This window comes from uncultured Oxalicibacterium sp., assembly GCF_913776015.1.
Taxonomy (GTDB): Bacteria; Pseudomonadota; Gammaproteobacteria; order Burkholderiales; family Burkholderiaceae_D; genus Oxalicibacterium.
Genome location: NZ_CAJYMD010000067.1, coordinates 110,726 through 127,777 on the forward strand (window position 1 = coordinate 110,726; position 17,052 = coordinate 127,777).

Genomic DNA, 17,052 nt, shown 5'->3' on the forward strand with positions numbered 1-17,052 from the left:
TCTTGAAAACAAAAACCGCCGTCCAGCCTTCATATTTCATTCCCGAGCCGCTCGACAACAAGCGCCTTGCCCATCTGTGCGGGCCGATGGACGAGAACCTGCGCCAGATTTCGGCTGCGCTCGACGTCACCGTCTTTCGTCGCGGCGAGAAATTCATCGTCAGCGGCAGCAATGCCGCACGCGCCGTCGCCATCCTCGAACACTTCTACGACGAGGCCGATCGCGTCATTCCGCTGGAAGAAGTGCAACTGGCACTGGTTGAGCAACGCGCCGAACTGGCCGAACCCGACCTGATCATCACCGCACCCGCAAAAAGCGGCAGCAAGAAAAAAACGACCGAGTCGGTCACGGAAACACCTATCACGCTGAAGACGCGCAAGCATGATTTGCGCGGCCGCACGCCGCATCAGGTGCAATACCTGAAGGCGATCATGGAGCATGACATCACCTTCGGCATCGGGCCCGCCGGTACCGGCAAGACCTATCTGGCCGTCGCCTGTGCGGTCGATGCACTGGAGCGTGATGCAGTCAAGCGCATTATCCTGACCCGCCCCGCAGTCGAAGCCGGTGAACGCCTGGGCTTTCTGCCCGGCGATCTGTCACAGAAGATCGATCCCTACCTGCGCCCGCTGTATGACGCGCTCTACGACCTGCTGGGATTCGATCGCACGCAAAAGATGTTTGAAAAGCAAGCCATCGAAATTGCGCCGCTGGCGTACATGCGCGGTCGCACGCTGAATCATGCTTTCGTGATTCTCGATGAAGCACAGAACACCACGCCCGAGCAGATGAAGATGTTCCTGACGCGCATCGGTTTCGGCAGCAAGGCTGTCATCACGGGCGACATTACGCAGATCGATTTGCAGCAAAACCAGCGCAGCGGCCTAGTCGAAGCGATGGATGTCCTCGGCAAGGTACGCGGACTGGCATTCACGCAGTTTTCCAGCGCCGACGTGGTGCGCCATCCTTTGGTGGCACGCATCGTCGATGCCTATGATCAGGCAAAAAAGCCTGCTGCGAAAACCGCCGCAACTACCGCAAAATCTCGCAGCCCCCGCGCCACCCGTACCTGAACATCGACGCACAAGAAGCGATCATGCAACAAGCCAACAAACTCACCCTGTCGGTGCAATACGCCGATTCCAGCCTGCAACAAACCCTGACGCGCCCCTTGCTGCGGCGCTGGGCCAAGGCGGCGCTGTTCGCACCGGCGCAAATCACGTTGCGTTTCGTCGATGCAGAAGAAGGCCGAGCGCTTAATCAAGCTTATCGCGGCAAGGATTACGCGACCAATGTGCTGACGTTCGCCTATACCGAAAACGAGGAAGACGAGACGCAGGCCGACATCATCTTCTGTTCCGACGTACTGGTGCGCGAGGCGGAAGAACAGAAAAAAACTTTGGAAGCGCATGCCGCACACCTGGTAATTCATGGCATGCTTCATGCTCAGGGTTACGATCATGAATCGGATGAAGAAGCCGATGAAATGGAAGCTCTGGAAGTAGAAATTCTGGCAACTCTTGGTTTTTCCAATCCGTATCAAAACGACAGTTGATGCCGAGGTCACCATGAACGCGCTGCTTTATGCTCTCTGTGTTTTCGCTCTGCCACTTTGGGTTTTCTGGGGATTGCACCTTTTCCTGGAGTTTCGCGATCAGGCCCGCGCCCAGCAGCCGCAAAAGGAAGATGACATTTAATCTTTCTGCCAGCAGACCTGACCGGCAAGTTTCAACATGGCGTTCGAAGCGGCACTTTTGAGCCTCGGCGTTGTTTTGTTGTATCCTGATCGTCCTTGAACTACCGCTCCGCACCCGGCATTACGCCTTATGCAAGACAACTCTCCATCTGAAAAGCCGGCCGATGCCAAGCCGCATCGCTCTCTCTTCGAACGTCTGACGGCGCTGGTCGCGCCGGAACCCGAAAGCCGTACCGAACTCCTCGCCATCCTGCAGGACGCCCACGAACGCAAGCTGATCGACGCCGACGCCATGTCGATGATCGAAGGCGTGTTCGAGGTTTCCGAACTGTCCGCGCGCGACATCATGGTGCCGCGTGCACAGATGGATGTGGTCGATGTCAGCAAGCCGATCGAGGAATGGTTGCCGATGGTGCTGGAAACGGCGCATTCGCGTTTCCCGGCCGTCGATGGCGAGCGTGACAACGTCGTCGGCATTCTTTTGGCTAAGGACTTGCTGCGCTATTACGCCGAAGAATCGTTTGACGTACGCCAATCGCTGCGCAAAGCCGTCTTCATTCCCGAATCGAAACGGCTGAATGTACTGCTGACGGATTTCCGCTCCAAGCACAATCACATGGCGATCGTGGTGGATGAATACGGTGGCGTCGCGGGTCTGATCACGATCGAGGACGTACTGGAACAGATCGTCGGCGATATCGAGGACGAATACGATTTCGACGAGGAAGAAGACAACATCCTCGCCATTGCCGCCGGCAAGGATGGTCCACGCTGGCGCGTGCGTGCACTGACCGAAATCGCCCAGTTCAACGAAGAAGTCGGCACGACCCTAGTCAACCCGAATGTCGAAACGATTGGCGGCTTCATCACTGATCATCTGGCGCGTGTGCCGCAGAAAGACGAAGAGATCGTCATCGACGACTTGCGCTTCCGCGTGGTACGTGCCGATGCCCGTCACATCCACATGCTGCTGGTGGAAAAACTGCCGGCCAGCGAGCAAGCAGTTGCGGAATGATCGTCGCGCAACCAATCAGCATGGACTGATTGGTTCGCCAGCGTGAACATGCCGCCTCCCTTTTCCCGGACGAAGACCTTGCATGCCATCCTGCTGGCATTGCTGGGCGGAGGCCTGTCCGTCTTCAGCTTTGCACCATTCGGCTGGTGGCCCTTGCAATATGCCACGCTGGCTCTGTTGCTCCATCTGCTGGCACAGACATCCTCGATACGCACAAGCTTTCTGATCGGCTGGGCTTTCGGCACCGGTTGGCTGGCAGCAGGCGTGTACTGGTTGTTCATCAGCATGCATCAATACGGCGGCATGCCGGCACCAATGGCGGGCTTGGCCGTCTTGCTGCTGTCAGGATTTCTGAGTCTGCTGCCTGCCGGCGCTTTTGCCTTTGCTGCATGGATGCGAACACGCTGCACCTTGCCGCACGCGGCTTTTCTGTTGCTCGTCCTGCCCGCCATGTGGGCGCTCTCCGAATGGACACGCGGCTGGATTTTCACGGGCTTTCCCTGGATTGCCTCCGGCTATGCACACAGCAATGCGCCGTTGGCCGGCTACGCTTCGCTGATCGGTGTCTATGGCATTGGCTGGTTGGCCGCGCTGATCGCCGGCACTCTGCTGTTGGTGCGCGAACGCAAGGCATGGATCGCATTGCCGGTTGTCGTGCTGGCCGGCGGCATGGGTTTGCAGACTTTTCTGTGGACGCAACCGCACGGCACGCCGATTTCGGTGCGTCTGCTGCAAGGCAATGTGCCGCAGGAAATCAAGTTCGATGTCGATCAGGCCAACCTGACCTTGCGTCAGTACGAAGACCTGATGCGCGCCGCACCCGCCGATCTGATCGCCACGCCGGAAACCGCGCTGCCCCTGCTGTTGCATCAGTTGCCTGAGGACTATCTGCCTCGCCTGGCCGAATTTGCGACAGCGACCGGCAGCCACCTCGCTATCGGCGTGCCCGTCAGCGACAGTTCGCAAGCCTATGCCAACAGCGTGATCGGCATCGCGCCTGCAGAAACCGGATCGCCGAAGCTCTACCGTTACGACAAGCATCATCTGGTGCCTTTCGGCGAATTCATCCCCTTCGGTTTCCGCTGGTTCGTCAACATGATGCACATCCCGCTCGGCGATTTCACACGCGGCAGCGACAAACCTTGGCCGTTCGCCGTCAAGGATCAATGGGTCTTGCCTAATATCTGCTACGAAGATCTGTTCGGCGAAGAAATCGCCGGCCAGTTACGTGCGGCCCGCGCTGATGGCACGCCAGAAGCCAGTATGCTGCTCAACGTTTCCAACATCGCGTGGTTTGGCGATTCAATCGCGCTACCGCAACATCTGCAAATCTCGCAATTGCGCGCATTGGAAACCGGGCGCCCCATGATGCGCGCCACCAACACGGGCGCAACGGCCGTCATCGATCCGCACGGCAAGGTCGCTGCACTACTCGCGCCTTTCACTCTGGATACGCTAACGGCATCGGTACAAGGTTATCGCGGTACCACGCCCTACATCCTGCTTGGCAATGCAGCGATTGTTCTGCTTGCCCTGCTGGCGCTGGTCTCTGCCGTGTTGATCGGCCGCCGCGCAAAGCATCACTGATTCATCAGGCCCGGCTACACGCATGGGTCACGGCACCTTTTCCCGTACTGAAAGCAGCCAAAACCCGTTAAAATTCAGGGTTTCGGCAACGCTTGCCGCTCGTCCTCCCGGACGAACAACAAAAAACCACCACGATGCTCACATTTCAACAAATCATCCTGAAGCTGCAGTCCTACTGGGACGCGCAAGGCTGCGCCCTGCTGCAGCCCTACGACATGGAAGTCGGCGCCGGCACTTCGCACACCGCAACCTTCCTGCGTGCGATTGGCCCTGAACCTTGGCGAGCCGCCTATGTGCAACCTTCGCGCCGTCCGAAAGATGGCCGCTATGGCGAAAACCCGAACCGTCTCCAGCATTACTACCAATTCCAAGTCGTACTGAAACCGGCACCGGCCAACATCCTGGAACTGTATCTGGGCTCGCTCGAAGCACTCGGTTTCGATTTGCGCCAAAACGATATCCGTTTCGTCGAGGATGACTGGGAAAATCCGACGCTGGGCGCCTGGGGCCTCGGCTGGGAAGTCTGGCTCAACGGCATGGAAGTCACGCAGTTCACCTACTTCCAGCAGGTTGGCGGCATCAACTGCAAACCGATTACCGGCGAAATCACCTACGGCCTGGAACGTCTGGCGATGTATTTGCAGGGCGTGGACAACGTCTACGATCTCGTCTGGACCGAAGCCAATGGCAAGAAGATCAGCTACGGCGATGTCTACAAGCAGAATGAAGTCGAGCAGTCGACCTACAACTTCGAGCACAGCGATGTCGATTTCCTGTTCACCGCGTTCGGTGCGCATGAAAAGCAGGCGCTGAATCTGATGGAAAACCAGTTGGCGCTACCGGCCTACGAACAAGTACTGAAGGCTGCACATACGTTCAACCTGCTGGATGCGCGCGGCGCCATTTCGGTCACCGAACGCGCGGCCTACATCGGTCGTATTCGCAATCTCGCACGCAGCGTCGCCAAGAGCTACTTGGACAGCCGTGCGCGCCTCGGCTTCCCGATGGCCCCCCCTGAACATGCCGCCGAAGTGCTGGCCCAGATCGAGAAGGAAGCGGCATGAGCAACAAGAATCTCCTCATCGAACTGTTCGTCGAAGAACTGCCACCCAAGGCCTTGAAAAAAATCGGCGACGCCTTTGCACAAGGATTGCTGGCGTCACTGAAAGCGCAAGCGCTGCTCGGCACCAATAGCACGCTGACGGCCTTTGCCTCGCCGCGTCGTCTCGGCATTCACCTGACCGATGTCGTCGAGCAGGCAGACGACAAACAGATTGCACAAAAACTGATGCCGGTTGCCGTCGGCCTGACAGCGGATGGCAAGGCCACGCCTGCACTGCTGAAAAAGCTGAATGCACTGGGTGCTGACGAGTCGGCAGTCGCTTCGCTCAAGCGTGAAAACGATGGCAAGGCCGAAGTTCTGTTCTTCAACAGTGTCGTGACGGGCGCCACGCTGGCTGAAGGCGTGCAAAAAGCACTCGACGACACGCTGGCAAAACTGCCGATTCCGAAAGTCATGACCTATCAACTGGCCGATGGCTGGGAGTCGGTCAATTTCGTGCGTCCGGCACATGGTCTGGTTGTCCTGCACGGCGCAGATGTATTGAACGTTTCCGTACTCGGCCTGCAATCGCGCAACACCACGCATGGTCATCGCTTTGAAGCCGGTCTCGATCCGCTCTACATTCGCGATGCCGACAGCTACGAGCAGCAGTTGTCGAACGAAGGCGCAGTTATTCCTTCTTTCGAAGCACGCCGTGCCGAGATTGCACGTCAGTTGACCGAAGCCGCCGCCAAGGCGGGCGACAATCTGAAGCCGATCGAAGACGAAGCCTTGCTGGATGAAGTGACTGGTCTGGTCGAACGTCCGAATGTGCTAATCGGTCAATTCGAAGAAGCCTTCCTCGACGTGCCGCAGGAATGCCTGATCCTGACGATGAAGGCCAATCAGAAATACTTCCCGTTGCTCGATGCCAGTGGCAACCTGAGCAACAAGTTCCTGATCGTCTCCAACATTCGCCCGACCGATGCCAGCCTCGTCATTGGCGGCAACGAGCGCGTGGTGCGTCCACGTCTGGCCGATGCCAAGTTCTTCTTCGATCAGGATCGCAAGAAGTCCCTGGAATCGCGCCTGCCCGGCCTCGACAAGGTGGTCTATCACAACAAGCTGGGCACGCAGGGTGAACGCGTCCAGCGTGTGCAACAGATCGCTGCTGCCATTGCCGACAAACTCGGTGTCGATGCTACGCAGGTGGAAACCGCCACGCGTCTGGCCAAGACCGATCTGCTGACCGACATGGTGGGCGAATTCCCCGAGTTGCAAGGCATCATGGGCCGCTACTACGCGCAACACGATGGCCTGCCGGCCGACGTTGCCGATGCCATCGAGGATCACTACAAGCCTCGTTTCGCCGGTGATGAACTACCACGCAATGCCGTCGGCACGGTCGCGGCACTGGCCGATAAACTCGAAACGCTGGTCGGTCTCTTCAGCATTGGGCAAGTCCCGAGCGGCGACAAGGATCCGTTTGCGTTGCGTCGTCATGCGCTGGGCATCATCCGCATGTTGACCGAAGGCAAGCTCGCGATTGGCATCGATGAACTGATCGATGCGGCCGCCGCACCGTTTGACGGCTTGAGCGCAGAACACCGCACGGCCTTGCTGACCTTTTTCTTCGACCGTCTTGCCAACGCCCTGCGTGAACAAGGCTACAGCGCGCAGGAAATCGATGCCGTGCTGGCATTGCAACCGCAACGTCTGGCCGATGTCACCAGCCGTCTTGCCGCCGTGCGTGCCTTCGCCGCACTGCCGGAAGCCGCCAGCCTGGCAGCCGCCAACAAACGTGTGGGCAATATCCTCAAGAAGATCGAAGGCGATGTTCCGGCCAACGTCAATACGGCACTGCTGAAGGAAGACGCCGAAGTGGCCCTCAACGCCACACTCGCCAAGGTCAAGCCGACTGCCGATGCGGCCTTTGCCAAGGGCGACTACACGGCTTCGCTGCAGGCACTGGCTGCATTAAAAACGCCGGTCGATGCCTTCTTCGACAATGTCATGGTCAATGCCGATGATGCTGCCCTGCGCGCCAATCGACAAGGCTTACTGGCAACCCTGCATGCGGCGATGAATCAGGTTGCCGACATTTCCCGTCTGGCGGCCTGACATCATGCCCGGCGAAACCCGCGCGAAAGGCGAGCCCATGAAGCTCATCATTCTTGATCGTGATGGCGTCATCAATCTGGATGCCGCACAACCGATCCGCTCGCCGGATGAATGGGTGCCGATTCCGGGCTCACTGGAAGCGATTGCACGCCTGAATCAGGCCGGGTATCGCGTGGTGGTCGCCACCAATCAGTCCGGCATTGCGCGCGGCATGCTCGACATCATGATGCTCAATGCCATTCATCAGAAGATGCATGAATTTGCGCAGGCAGTCGGTGCCGAGATCGACGCCGTGTTCTTTTGTCCGCATGCGGCCGACGATCATTGCGATTGCCGCAAACCGCAGCCGGGCATGCTGCAGGCGATTGCCCAGCGTTTCGAGATCAGTCTGAAAGGCATGCCGCATGTCGGCGATTCGCTGCGCGACCTGCAGGCGGCCTTCGTTGCGGGTTGCACTCCTTGCCTGGTATCCACCGGCAAGGGACAAATGACGCAAGCCAAGGGCGGCCTGCCGCCAGGCACCAAAATCTTCGTCGATCTCGCAGACGTGGTCGATCATCTTCTTTCCCTGCCTTCCGCACCGCCTGCCCGCTAAGGGAAGCGCGCCTTTCTGGAGTTCCGATGTCCCGCCCCGTTCTTTTCCTGCGCTCACTGGTTTTTGCGATCGGCATGTTTTTCGCAACTGTGCTGTGGGCCTTCGTTTGCTTTGCGGCTCTGCCGCTGACTTACGAAAAACGCTACTACGTCACCTCGCGCTGGAACGTTTTTATCGTCTGGCTCGGCAAGGTCGTGTGCGGGATTGATTACCGCGTGATCGGTCGTGAAAACCTGCCCGACTATCCGGTCATCCTGCTGGCGAAACACCAATCGGCATGGGAAACCATCTTTCTTTTCTACAGCATGCCGCGACCGCTGGTATACGTGCTGAAAAAGGAACTGCTGTACATCCCGCTGTTCGGCTGGGCGCTCGCGCTGCTGCGCATGATCCCGATCGACCGCAGCAATGGCAAGGATGCCTTTGCTGCCGTCGCCCGTATCGGCAAGCAGCGTCTGGCAAACGGCCAGTGGATCATCATGTTCCCTGAAGGCACCCGCACGCCGGTTGGCAGCCAGGGCCGCTACAAAGGTGGCGGTGCGCGTCTGGCAGTGGAAACCAATACGCCAGTGGTGCCGATTGCACTCAATGCGGGCGAATGCTGGCCGCGTAATTCCTTCATCAAGAAACCGGGTGTGATCACGGTTTCCATCGGCAAGCCGATTGCTGCAGAAGGCCGCAATCCGGTCGATCTGATGGCCGAAGTCGAAAATTGGATAGAATCGGAAATGCGCGTGATCTCGCCAGATGTCTATACTCAGGCACCAGCCGGCGAGGTTGCGGTTTCCGAAGCCCGATAAGCAAACACACCATCCTTGAAACTGCTCCGCCATACCGCTCCCGATCCGCAGCAGCTCGCGTTGCAGCTGGATTTTTTCGCGGGCGATTTTTCAACGCAACCGAGCGTGGATCAACCGGCTCCGGCGCCGTCGGCACCACACGCGCCCGTGGCGGCTGTGCCCGAAGTGTCGCGTCCCGTACAGCAAGGCAAGCGGCGCATCCAGATCGGCGAACATGTTCTGGACTACGTGCTCGTGCGTTCCAAGCGCCGTTCGATCGGTTTCATGATCGATGACGACGGCTTGCGCATCACGGCGCCCAAATGGGTCACGCTGAGCGAGATCGACAGTGCGATCCACGAAAAGCAGCGCTGGATTTTCAACAAGCTCAATGAACGTCGCGAACGCTCGGCACGTCGCCTGCAACCGCAAATGCGCTGGTGCGATGGCGGCATTCTGCCGTATCTGGGTGACGATATCACGCTGCGCCTGCACCCCGGTTCGGCGACCGGCATCGCCTACGACGCAGAGAAAAGGGAATTGACGGTAGCGCTGCCGCAAGACGCCGCCGAGCAGCAATTGAAGGATCGCGTGCAGGGTTGGCTGCAACTGGAAGCCAAGCGCCTGTTCGGCGAACGTCTGCCGATTTATGCAGAAAAACTAGGCGTCAGCTATCAGTCATTTGCGTTGTCATCCGCCACCACGCAATGGGGATCATGCACGGCCGACGGACGCATTCGTCTGAACTGGCGCCTCGTGCATTTCTCTCTGCCGCTGATCGATTACGTGATCGCGCACGAACTTGCGCACTTGCGCGAGATGAATCACAGCCCGCAATTCTGGGCGACCGTGCAATCCATCTTCCCCGAATTCGCCGCCGCAAAAAAAGCCTTGCGCGATCACGCACCGGAAACACTACCGATCTTCTGATTAGAGCGTACGCTTTTGCTGCGGCGCAGGCATGCTGCATCACCAGCGTGTGCGCTGAAACACATCAAGGTGTTTCAGCACTGCACGTTATCGTGCTCACAACTTTTCCATGGTTTCCCATTCCTTGCGCTCGATCAGTTCGACCTTGTAGCCGTCAGGATCGGTCACGAAGGCGATCACGGTCGTACCGCCCTTGACTGGGCCGGCTTCGCGCGTGACATTGCCACCCGCTGCCTTGACCTGTTCGCATGCCTTGTAGGCATCCGGTACGGCAATCGCAATATGACCGTAGGCAGAACCCATCTCGTACTGATCGACGCCATAGTTGTAGGTCAGCTCAAGCTCCGCATGATCGGGATTCTTGCCGTAACCGACAAAGGCCAGCGTGTATTGGTATTCGGGATTGTCGGTCTTGCGCAACAGCGTCATGCCCAGCACATTGGTATAGAAATCGATCGAGCGTTGCAGGTCGCCAACGCGCAGCATCGTATGCAGAATGCGCATGATAGTCCTCCGGTAAGCAGGGTTATTCGAGAACGCGATTGTAAGGCGTGCGCGCTTTTCCTGCCGGACGATGCCGCCGAAGAAGCCGTTTGCTATATCTGAAGGCGTGGCTCAGGGATACAGCAGATTTGTCAGTGCGACGTACTGCTCCATCGCCACTGCTTCGGGACGCAATTGCGGATCGATACCCGCCGCACGCAATTGCTGCTCGTCGGCCATGCCGGACAGGCAATTACGAATCACCTTGCGGCGCTGCGAAAACGCTTTTTGCACGACCTGCTCCAGACGCTCGCCATTGCAAGGCAACGGTTGCGCGCGCGGGATCATGCGCACGATGGCGGAATCGACGCGCGGCGGTGGATCGAAGGCTTCTGGCGGCACCACGAACATCGACTCCATGTGGTAACGCCATTGCAGCATGACAGACAGACGCCCGAAGGTTTTACTGCCAGGCTCCGCCACCATGCGTTCGACGACTTCCTTCTGCAGCATGAAATGCTGGTCCTGCACATGCGGTGCAATCGTCGCCAGATGGAACAGCAAGGGGCTTGAAATGTTGTAGGGCAGATTGCCCACCACGCGCAGCTTGCGGTCCGCCGGAACCGGAATCGTCGAGAAATCGAACTGCAGCGCATCGGCGGAATGCACTGTCAACCGCTCTGCGCCGAAATTCTTCTTCAGATACACCACCAGATCGCGATCCAGTTCGACAACATGCATGGTCGCCACTTCATCGACCAACAGACGCGTCATGGCGGCAAGGCCCGGGCCGATCTCGACCATGGTGTCATGCGGTTGCGGATCGATCGCACGGATGATGCCGTGCAGGACGGCGTCGTCCTTGAGAAAATTCTGGCCGAAACGCTTGCGTGGAATGTGATTCATGAATGCCGTGAAGGAACGGAATAACCGTTCGTAAAATTAAGAAGGATCGATGGTGCGTGACGCGCGTGCCATCTGCGCTGCCACGCGAATGGCTTCCATCATGCTGCCGTAATCGGCTGCGCCTAGACCTTGCGCTGCCAGATCGAGCGCCGTACCGTGATCGACCGAAGTACGAATGATGGGCAAGCCCAAGGTGATATTCACCCCTAGCCCGAAGCTGGCGTACTTGAGTACTGGCAAACCCTGATCGTGATACATCGCAAGCACGCAATCGGCGTTTGCCAAATGCCGTTGCTGGAACAGCGTATCGGCTGGATACGGGCCTTTTACATCCTGCCCCTTGGCGACTGCGGCCCGCAACACGGGCGTGATCACATCGATTTCTTCGCGCCCCAGATAACCATCTTCACCTGCATGCGGATTCAATCCCGTTACGATTATGCGTGGACGCGCGATCCCGAATTTGCGTTGCAGATCGTCATGCACGATATCGATGATGGATGCCAGCCGGTCAAAGGTGATAGCCGCCGCAACATCCTTCAGCGGCAGATGTGTAGTCGCCAGCGCCACTCGCAAGGGCTGCGGCGTCGCATTGGTGGCAAGCATCATGACAACCTGTGCCGTCTGCGTGCGTTCGGCCAGATATTCGGTATGACCGGTAAAGGCAACGCCGGCATCGTTGATGGTGGATTTTTGCAGTGGTGCGGTAACGATGGCATCGACCTGCGACTGCAACGCAGCATCGATCGCCAGGTCGAGCGTATGCAGCACCGACAATCCGTTGCGCGCATCCAGACGACCCGCCACCACAGGTACCGGCAACGGACAATCCAGCACCAGCAATTGATCACGTGCATGCATAACGGATGCTTGCTGCAACTGCGCCATCGAAGCCAGCTTCACCAGTTCGATGGCCGGATTGATTGCCGCAGCGATCGAAGACAGCAACGCGGCATCGCCAATCAATACACTGCGTACATCGGCACGCAGCTCACAGGCGGCGCGCACCGAGATTTCCGGACCGATACCGGCCGGCTCACCGCAAGTAACGGCAATCGTCGGGCGCTGGTGCATACCTTAGAGTTCGTTGATGCGATATTCGACGTACGCCTGATCGCGCACCTGACGCAGCCAATCCTGCGTGGCTTCTTCGAGTTTCTGTTCACGCAACGCCTGGCGTGCAGCCATGCGCTGGCGCTCTTGCGATACGTCATCGACCTTGCGTTCCTTGACCAGAATCAGGTGATAGCCGAATGGCGATTCGATCGGCTCGCTGACCTGGCCGACTGCCAGCTCATTCATCGCACGTTCGAATTCCGGTACGGTATCGCCCGGGTAAATCCAGCCAAGATCACCGCCCTTGGATGCCGACAGGTCGTTGGAATACAGGCGCGCCAATTCTTCGAAGGTCGCAGCCTTGTTATCCAGACGCTGCTTGAGTTCCTGCAGCTTGCGACGTGCCTCGGCCGCCGTCACCACCTTGTTGACCTTTATGAGGATGTGATACGCGTGCGTCTGCTGCACACTCGGCATCGCCGGCTGCGAGGCATTATCGTTACCACCACGCATCACGCTTTGCGCACGTTTGCCAACGAGTTTGAGAATATGAAAGCCGTTACCGCTGCGCACCAGTTGCGAAACTTGTCCCGGTTGTAGATTGGCCGTGGCATCGATGAACAGTTGCGGCAAGCGATCCTTGGGACGCCAGCCAAGATCGCCACCGGCCAAACCATCTGGCGAATCCGAATAAGCTGCTGCCAGCTTGGCAAAATCGCCACCGGCTTGCAGGCGCGCCAGTACATCGTCCGCGCGCTTCTTGCTTTCGGCCAGTTGCTGTTGCGTCGGATTTTCCGGTACGCGGATCAGGATTTGCGCGATGTTCAATTCCTGCTGCGGTGCATCGACAGCACCAGTGTGAGCAGCGAGATAGGCGTCGATTTCGGCATCGGAAATCTGAATCTTGTTATCGACCTCGACTTCACGCAAACGCTGCATGGTGATTTCCTTGCGAATGTCTTCGCGGAAGGCCGAATAGGAAATGCCATCCTGCTCCAGGCGACGACGGAAATCCGCCAGACCCATATTGTTTTGCTCGGCAATGCGTGCCACGGCGCGATCAAGCATCGTATCGTCGACCTTGATACTACGTTCCTTGGCCATCTGCATCTGCGCTTTCTCGACGATCATGCGTTCCAGCAATTGGCGCTGCAATTGATCGCCCGGCGGCATCTGGCCACCTTGACTCTTGAGGCGCTGCTCGACCATTTCTAGACGCTGCAAGAATTCATAGCGCGTAATGACATCACTATTGACGACAACCAAAATCGCATCGGCCAGACGCGGTTGCTGCTGCGCACTTTTGGTCGCGCCATCCTTGACCGGTGCCGCCACGCGCTGCGCATGCACGGTCGAACCGACACAGAGGCTGATGCCGAGCGCCGACAACAGCGCGAGTTTTTTGCTACGCGACATCCCGTGGTGCAGTGCCGATATTGAAACGGATTTCTTCATGATTACATGCCACTAACGTTGGATGGTTGATTATTGATCATTTGATAGCCCGGCACATTCCTGCGAATTGCCGTCAATGGGTCGGAACCGAGCCTGGTCAATCCGCTCAACTCAAGCTGGAAGAACAGGCTGGTATTGGCTTGGCTTGTACCGGTTGGCAGGCGCTGAGCAACAATTCGGAAAATCCAGCAATCCGCTTTGTATTCCAGACCGAGCAAGCCTTCTGCAATACGGTTGTTTGTACTGACTGTTTGCGTGCCATCGGACAGCGAATAGTTGATACGACCGACGCCATACCAGCGTGTGGACAGCGGCCACTGACCTGAGACGTCGATCTGGCTCAATTCGTTCGCCTTGTCGCGACGATAGGTCAGGTTCAAGACTTTTTTATCTGCAGGACGCCAACTCAGGCCGTAATTGGCCCGGCTCAGCGTTTTTTGCGTTGCGCTGTATTGCAGATTGCCTTCCGTACTCAAGGTATCCGACAGCTTCAACATACCCGAAGCCAGAATATCGGATTTCTTGTCTGTGGTTGCCACTTGGTTGGGCAAGGTCACTTGCGAATCAGTGAAATAGAAGCGTTGTCCCAAAGCGAGACGCAGTCGCTCCACACCATTGTCCTCGATGAAGCGCGTGGTCGCTGCCACCGTCAACTGATTGGCATCGCTGATGCGATCGTTGCCGATGAAACGGTTCTCCGCGAAAATCTGCGCGAAGCTCAAATCCGCCAGTGCAGAATCGAAGATCGGAATATTGCTTTGATCGCGATAAGGCGTTTTCACATAGAACAACCGCGGCTCGAAAGTCTGCGTCATGCTCTGGCCGAGAAAGCTAGCAGGACGTTCAAAGATCAGACCGGAATCGAGCGACATGGTCGGCAAGGTGCGGTTGTAACTCGACTGTGCGTTGGTGGTTGGATCCTCCACGCTGTAACTCGATGCATGCAGCGAGACCTTCGGCGTGATGAAATATCCGGGACGAACAATGGGATATGACAGGCTGGGATTGACCACATAGCGCTGGCCGCGCACCAGGGTCGGGTGGTAGAAGCTGGTCGCCTCCGCATTCGCTGTCCAGTCGAAACCACCGACGTCATAACGCGCGGACGTGAAGCTCAATTGCGGCAAACGATCGTAAGGACGCGTAATCGGCGATAACACGTCTTGCAGCACCTGATAGCTGGAAGCCCGCGCAGTGGCATTCCAGTAATCGCCCGCATAATTGAAGTAGATATCACGCAATAGCAAGCGGTTGGTGCTCGTCGCTAGGTTACGCGAGAAGTCACGCGGATAGTCGTTATCGGAAGCCGAATTGATGTTCCAGCCAAACGTTGCCTGCGGACTCAGACGCTGTGTGTGCAAAGTCGATAGTGAGTAACGATCGGTCTTGGTTTCGCGATCATTTGCCAGATATTCGAAACGCGTTTCACCCGCGTAGTTCTGTCCCAGATAACGGGCCTCGCCGCCGAGCTGTAGACCGCGCTTGGCGATAAAACGCGGCGAAAACGTGAAATCGCGGTTTGGCGCAATATTGAAATAGTACGGCACCATGACCTCGAAGCCGCCACGGGAGGTCGTCCCCATCGTAGGTGGTAAGACGCCAGATTTACGCGCGTCCGAAAGTGGAAACGACATATAGGGCGTTCCCACGATGGGTACGCCCTTAAAGTAGACGAGTGTGGTACCTGCCGTACCGGCATCACGCCCTTTGTCCAGCGTCATCGTATTGGCACGTAGATACCAGTCAGGATCCGGACCTTCACAGGTACTGTACGTGCCTTCGGTAATACGGGCACGATCTTCGCCCAAAAAGTCAATGCGCTCAGCACCGCCCTGGCCGTTGTTAGCCTTGATGTGAAAAGTCGGGTTATCGGCAAAGCCGGTGCCGGCATCCATCTTGTAGCGCAGCTTGTCACCGGTATAACGATCACCGAAACGCGTCATTTTCACATTACCGACAGCTTCGATTTCATCTTCGGCAATCCAGTAGGTGGCCTTGTCCGACGTCATCGTGGTGCCGCCGCGCACGATTTCCACATCGCGCTCCAGAACTAGTTCACGGTCCGGTCTGCCGGTCATCTGCTCGGCACTGACGTTGGTGGGGGCATTGGCATCGCTTTGTGCTGAAGAAACGGTTGTCTGCGCATGGGACGCGAAGGGCAACGCCGAAATGGCTGCTGCCATGGCCGTCATCGCCATCATGGACCGTCGTCCGGGAAGAAGTGGTGAAAGCCAGGTCATGAAAAGTAGAGTTGGAGACCCATCGCTGGCGTCTTTTGGAAATTAATCCCTTATTATATGGGAACTCACCGCCCATCAACCGTATTACCAGGCAAGCTTCAATGTCCTCTCATCCCCAGCCGGATCGCGCTTCCGATGCGCGTCTGCAAGCCATCAAAACCTGGCTTTCCTCACTCGCTTCGCCTTCCTTGCAAGTCGAGTCGATTCGCCCTGCCTCCGCCGACGCCAGCTTTCGACGCTATTTCCGCGTCGATGGCAGCAACGGCAGCAGCTATATTGTCATGGATGCCCCGCCGCCACAGGAGGACGTGCGTCCTTTCCTGCACGTCGCCAAACTGTTCGGCGAAACCGGCGTTTCCGTACCGGCCATCATGGCGGAAGATATCGACAACGGCTTTCTGCTGCTGAGCGATCTCGGCAACACCACCTATCTGCAGCAACTGGCGCCGGATACGGCCCACAAGCTGTACATGGATGCCATCGACACGCTGCTCCTGCTGCAAACGCAAAGTCGTCCCGATGCGTTGCCCGAATACGATCGTGCCATGCTGCTACGCGAGATGAATCTGTTCCCCGAGTGGTATATCGGCAAGCATCTCGGCCTGACGCTGAACGAGAAACAGCAAGCCACGCTGAACAGCATGTTCGATCTGCTACTGGCCAATAATCTGGCGCAACCGCAGGTTTATGTGCATCGCGACTATCATTCGCGCAATCTGATGGTGCTGTCACAAGGCAATCCGGGCATTCTGGATTTTCAGGACGCCGTGTTCGGTCCGATCACCTACGATCTGGCTTCGCTGCTGCGCGATGCCTATATCCAGTGGGATGAAGAACTCGTGCTCGACTGGGTCATCCGTTACTGGGAAAGGGCGCGTCGCGCCGGCCTACCAGTCGACCCCGATATCGACCATTTTTACCGCGACTTCGAATTCATGGGCCTGCAGCGCCATCTGAAAGTACTCGGCATTTTTGCGCGCCTTTACCATCGTGATGGCAAGGATGGCTACCTGAAAGATTTGCCGCTCGTGATGGAATACACACGCAAGGTCGTTTACCGTTACAAGGAACTGGCACCGCTGAGCCGCCTGCTCGACGAACTTGAAAACAAGGCACCGGCCGTCGGCTACACTTTCTGACTCCCATC

16 protein-coding genes are annotated in these 17,052 nt (G+C 57.6%); 11 read left to right on the forward strand and 5 right to left on the reverse strand.

The features are described from left to right. Positions 1-2 precede the first annotated feature (2 nt). The 10 genes from QZ725_RS12070 (at position 3) to QZ725_RS12115 (ending at position 9,765) form a co-directional block, all read left to right on the forward strand. Positions 3-1,073, forward strand: a complete 1,071-nt coding sequence (locus QZ725_RS12070; protein ID WP_293779834.1) for a PhoH family protein — start codon at positions 3-5, stop codon at positions 1,071-1,073. Positions 1,074-1,096: 23 nt separating this feature from the next. After that, positions 1,097-1,555: an rRNA maturation RNase YbeY gene (gene ybeY / locus QZ725_RS12075; RefSeq protein ID WP_293779836.1), complete on the forward strand. Its 459-nt coding sequence runs from the start codon at positions 1,097-1,099 to the stop codon at positions 1,553-1,555. Between the two features lie 13 nt (positions 1,556-1,568). Then, positions 1,569-1,697, forward strand: coding sequence for a hypothetical protein (locus tag QZ725_RS12080; protein WP_293779838.1), 129 nt, complete (start codon positions 1,569-1,571; stop codon positions 1,695-1,697). A gap of 129 nt (positions 1,698-1,826) precedes the next feature. Continuing rightward, positions 1,827-2,711 (forward strand): transporter associated domain-containing protein, encoded by an 885-nt coding sequence (locus QZ725_RS12085; protein ID WP_293779840.1) that lies wholly within the window; start codon positions 1,827-1,829, stop codon positions 2,709-2,711. A 78-nt stretch (positions 2,712-2,789) separates the two neighbouring features. Further along, entirely contained in the window at positions 2,790-4,298 is a 1,509-nt protein-coding gene (lnt, locus tag QZ725_RS12090; RefSeq protein ID WP_293779842.1) for an apolipoprotein N-acyltransferase, read from the forward strand. A gap of 134 nt (positions 4,299-4,432) precedes the next feature. Further along, positions 4,433-5,362 (forward strand): glycine--tRNA ligase subunit alpha, encoded by a 930-nt coding sequence (gene glyQ / locus QZ725_RS12095; RefSeq protein WP_293779844.1) that lies wholly within the window; start codon positions 4,433-4,435, stop codon positions 5,360-5,362. Next, a complete protein-coding gene (gene glyS, locus QZ725_RS12100) occupies positions 5,359-7,461 on the forward strand; it encodes a glycine--tRNA ligase subunit beta (RefSeq protein WP_293779846.1) in 2,103 nt (700 codons plus the stop codon). The genes glyQ and glyS overlap by 4 nt, the downstream gene beginning before the upstream one ends. A 37-nt stretch (positions 7,462-7,498) precedes the next feature. Next, a complete protein-coding gene (gene gmhB / locus QZ725_RS12105; protein ID WP_293779848.1) occupies positions 7,499-8,056 on the forward strand; it encodes a D-glycero-beta-D-manno-heptose 1,7-bisphosphate 7-phosphatase in 558 nt (185 codons plus the stop codon). A gap of 26 nt (positions 8,057-8,082) precedes the next feature. Next, positions 8,083-8,856, forward strand: coding sequence for a lysophospholipid acyltransferase family protein (locus QZ725_RS12110; protein ID WP_293779850.1), 774 nt, complete (start codon positions 8,083-8,085; stop codon positions 8,854-8,856). 15 nt (positions 8,857-8,871) lie between these two features. Beyond that, the gene (locus QZ725_RS12115; protein WP_293779852.1) at positions 8,872-9,765 is read left to right on the forward strand and encodes a SprT family zinc-dependent metalloprotease; all 894 of its coding nucleotides are present in this window, start codon (positions 8,872-8,874) and stop codon (positions 9,763-9,765) included. A 96-nt stretch (positions 9,766-9,861) separates the two neighbouring features. On the opposite strand, the gene gloA is transcribed toward QZ725_RS12115, so the two are convergent. The 5 genes from gloA to QZ725_RS12140 all read right to left on the reverse strand — a co-directional run bounded on the left by gloA (position 9,862) and on the right by QZ725_RS12140 (position 15,905). Continuing rightward, positions 9,862-10,269, reverse strand: a complete 408-nt coding sequence (gene gloA, locus QZ725_RS12120; protein ID WP_293779854.1) for a lactoylglutathione lyase — start codon at positions 10,267-10,269, stop codon at positions 9,862-9,864. A 111-nt stretch (positions 10,270-10,380) separates the two neighbouring features. Beyond that, entirely contained in the window at positions 10,381-11,154 is a 774-nt protein-coding gene (rsmA, locus tag QZ725_RS12125; RefSeq protein WP_293779856.1) for a 16S rRNA (adenine(1518)-N(6)/adenine(1519)-N(6))-dimethyltransferase RsmA, read from the reverse strand. A 36-nt stretch (positions 11,155-11,190) separates the two neighbouring features. Further along, positions 11,191-12,228 carry a 4-hydroxythreonine-4-phosphate dehydrogenase PdxA gene (gene pdxA / locus QZ725_RS12130; protein ID WP_293779858.1) on the reverse strand — a complete coding sequence of 346 codons (1,038 nt, stop codon included), beginning with the start codon at positions 12,226-12,228 and terminating at the stop codon, positions 11,191-11,193. Between the two features lie 3 nt (positions 12,229-12,231). Continuing rightward, complete coding sequence (locus QZ725_RS12135; RefSeq protein ID WP_293779860.1) at positions 12,232-13,665, reverse strand: peptidylprolyl isomerase; 1,434 nt, start codon at positions 13,663-13,665, stop codon at positions 12,232-12,234. Between the two features lie 2 nt (positions 13,666-13,667). Beyond that, on the reverse strand, positions 13,668-15,905 hold the full coding sequence (locus QZ725_RS12140; protein ID WP_293779862.1) for an LPS-assembly protein LptD: 2,238 nt from the start codon (positions 15,903-15,905) through the stop codon (positions 13,668-13,670). Between the two features lie 101 nt (positions 15,906-16,006). Here QZ725_RS12140 and QZ725_RS12145 point away from each other — a divergent pair, with 101 nt between their 5' ends. Continuing rightward, on the forward strand, positions 16,007-17,044 hold the full coding sequence (locus QZ725_RS12145) for a phosphotransferase (RefSeq protein ID WP_293779864.1): 1,038 nt from the start codon (positions 16,007-16,009) through the stop codon (positions 17,042-17,044). Positions 17,045-17,052 lie beyond the last annotated feature (8 nt).

Bases quoted from the DNA above. Each gene is read 5' to 3' on its own strand.
- ybeY (WP_293779836.1), top strand. From the start codon at position 1,097: ATGCAACAAGCCAACAAACTCACCCTGTCGGTGCAATACGCCGATTCC.
- pdxA (WP_293779858.1), bottom strand. From the start codon at position 12,228: ATGCACCAGCGCCCGACGATTGCCGTTACTTGCGGTGAGCCGGCCGGT.
- glyS (WP_293779846.1), top strand. From the start codon at position 5,359: ATGAGCAACAAGAATCTCCTCATCGAACTGTTCGTCGAAGAACTGCCA.
- QZ725_RS12085 (WP_293779840.1), top strand. From the start codon at position 1,827: ATGCAAGACAACTCTCCATCTGAAAAGCCGGCCGATGCCAAGCCGCAT.
- rsmA (WP_293779856.1), bottom strand. From the start codon at position 11,154: ATGAATCACATTCCACGCAAGCGTTTCGGCCAGAATTTTCTCAAGGAC.
- glyQ (WP_293779844.1), top strand. From the start codon at position 4,433: ATGCTCACATTTCAACAAATCATCCTGAAGCTGCAGTCCTACTGGGAC.
- gmhB (WP_293779848.1), top strand. From the start codon at position 7,499: ATGAAGCTCATCATTCTTGATCGTGATGGCGTCATCAATCTGGATGCC.
- gloA (WP_293779854.1), bottom strand. From the start codon at position 10,269: ATGCGCATTCTGCATACGATGCTGCGCGTTGGCGACCTGCAACGCTCG.
- QZ725_RS12145 (WP_293779864.1), top strand. From the start codon at position 16,007: ATGTCCTCTCATCCCCAGCCGGATCGCGCTTCCGATGCGCGTCTGCAA.
- QZ725_RS12135 (WP_293779860.1), bottom strand. From the start codon at position 13,665: ATGAAGAAATCCGTTTCAATATCGGCACTGCACCACGGGATGTCGCGT.
- QZ725_RS12140 (WP_293779862.1), bottom strand. From the start codon at position 15,905: ATGACCTGGCTTTCACCACTTCTTCCCGGACGACGGTCCATGATGGCG.
- QZ725_RS12080 (WP_293779838.1), top strand. From the start codon at position 1,569: ATGAACGCGCTGCTTTATGCTCTCTGTGTTTTCGCTCTGCCACTTTGG.
- QZ725_RS12110 (WP_293779850.1), top strand. From the start codon at position 8,083: ATGTCCCGCCCCGTTCTTTTCCTGCGCTCACTGGTTTTTGCGATCGGC.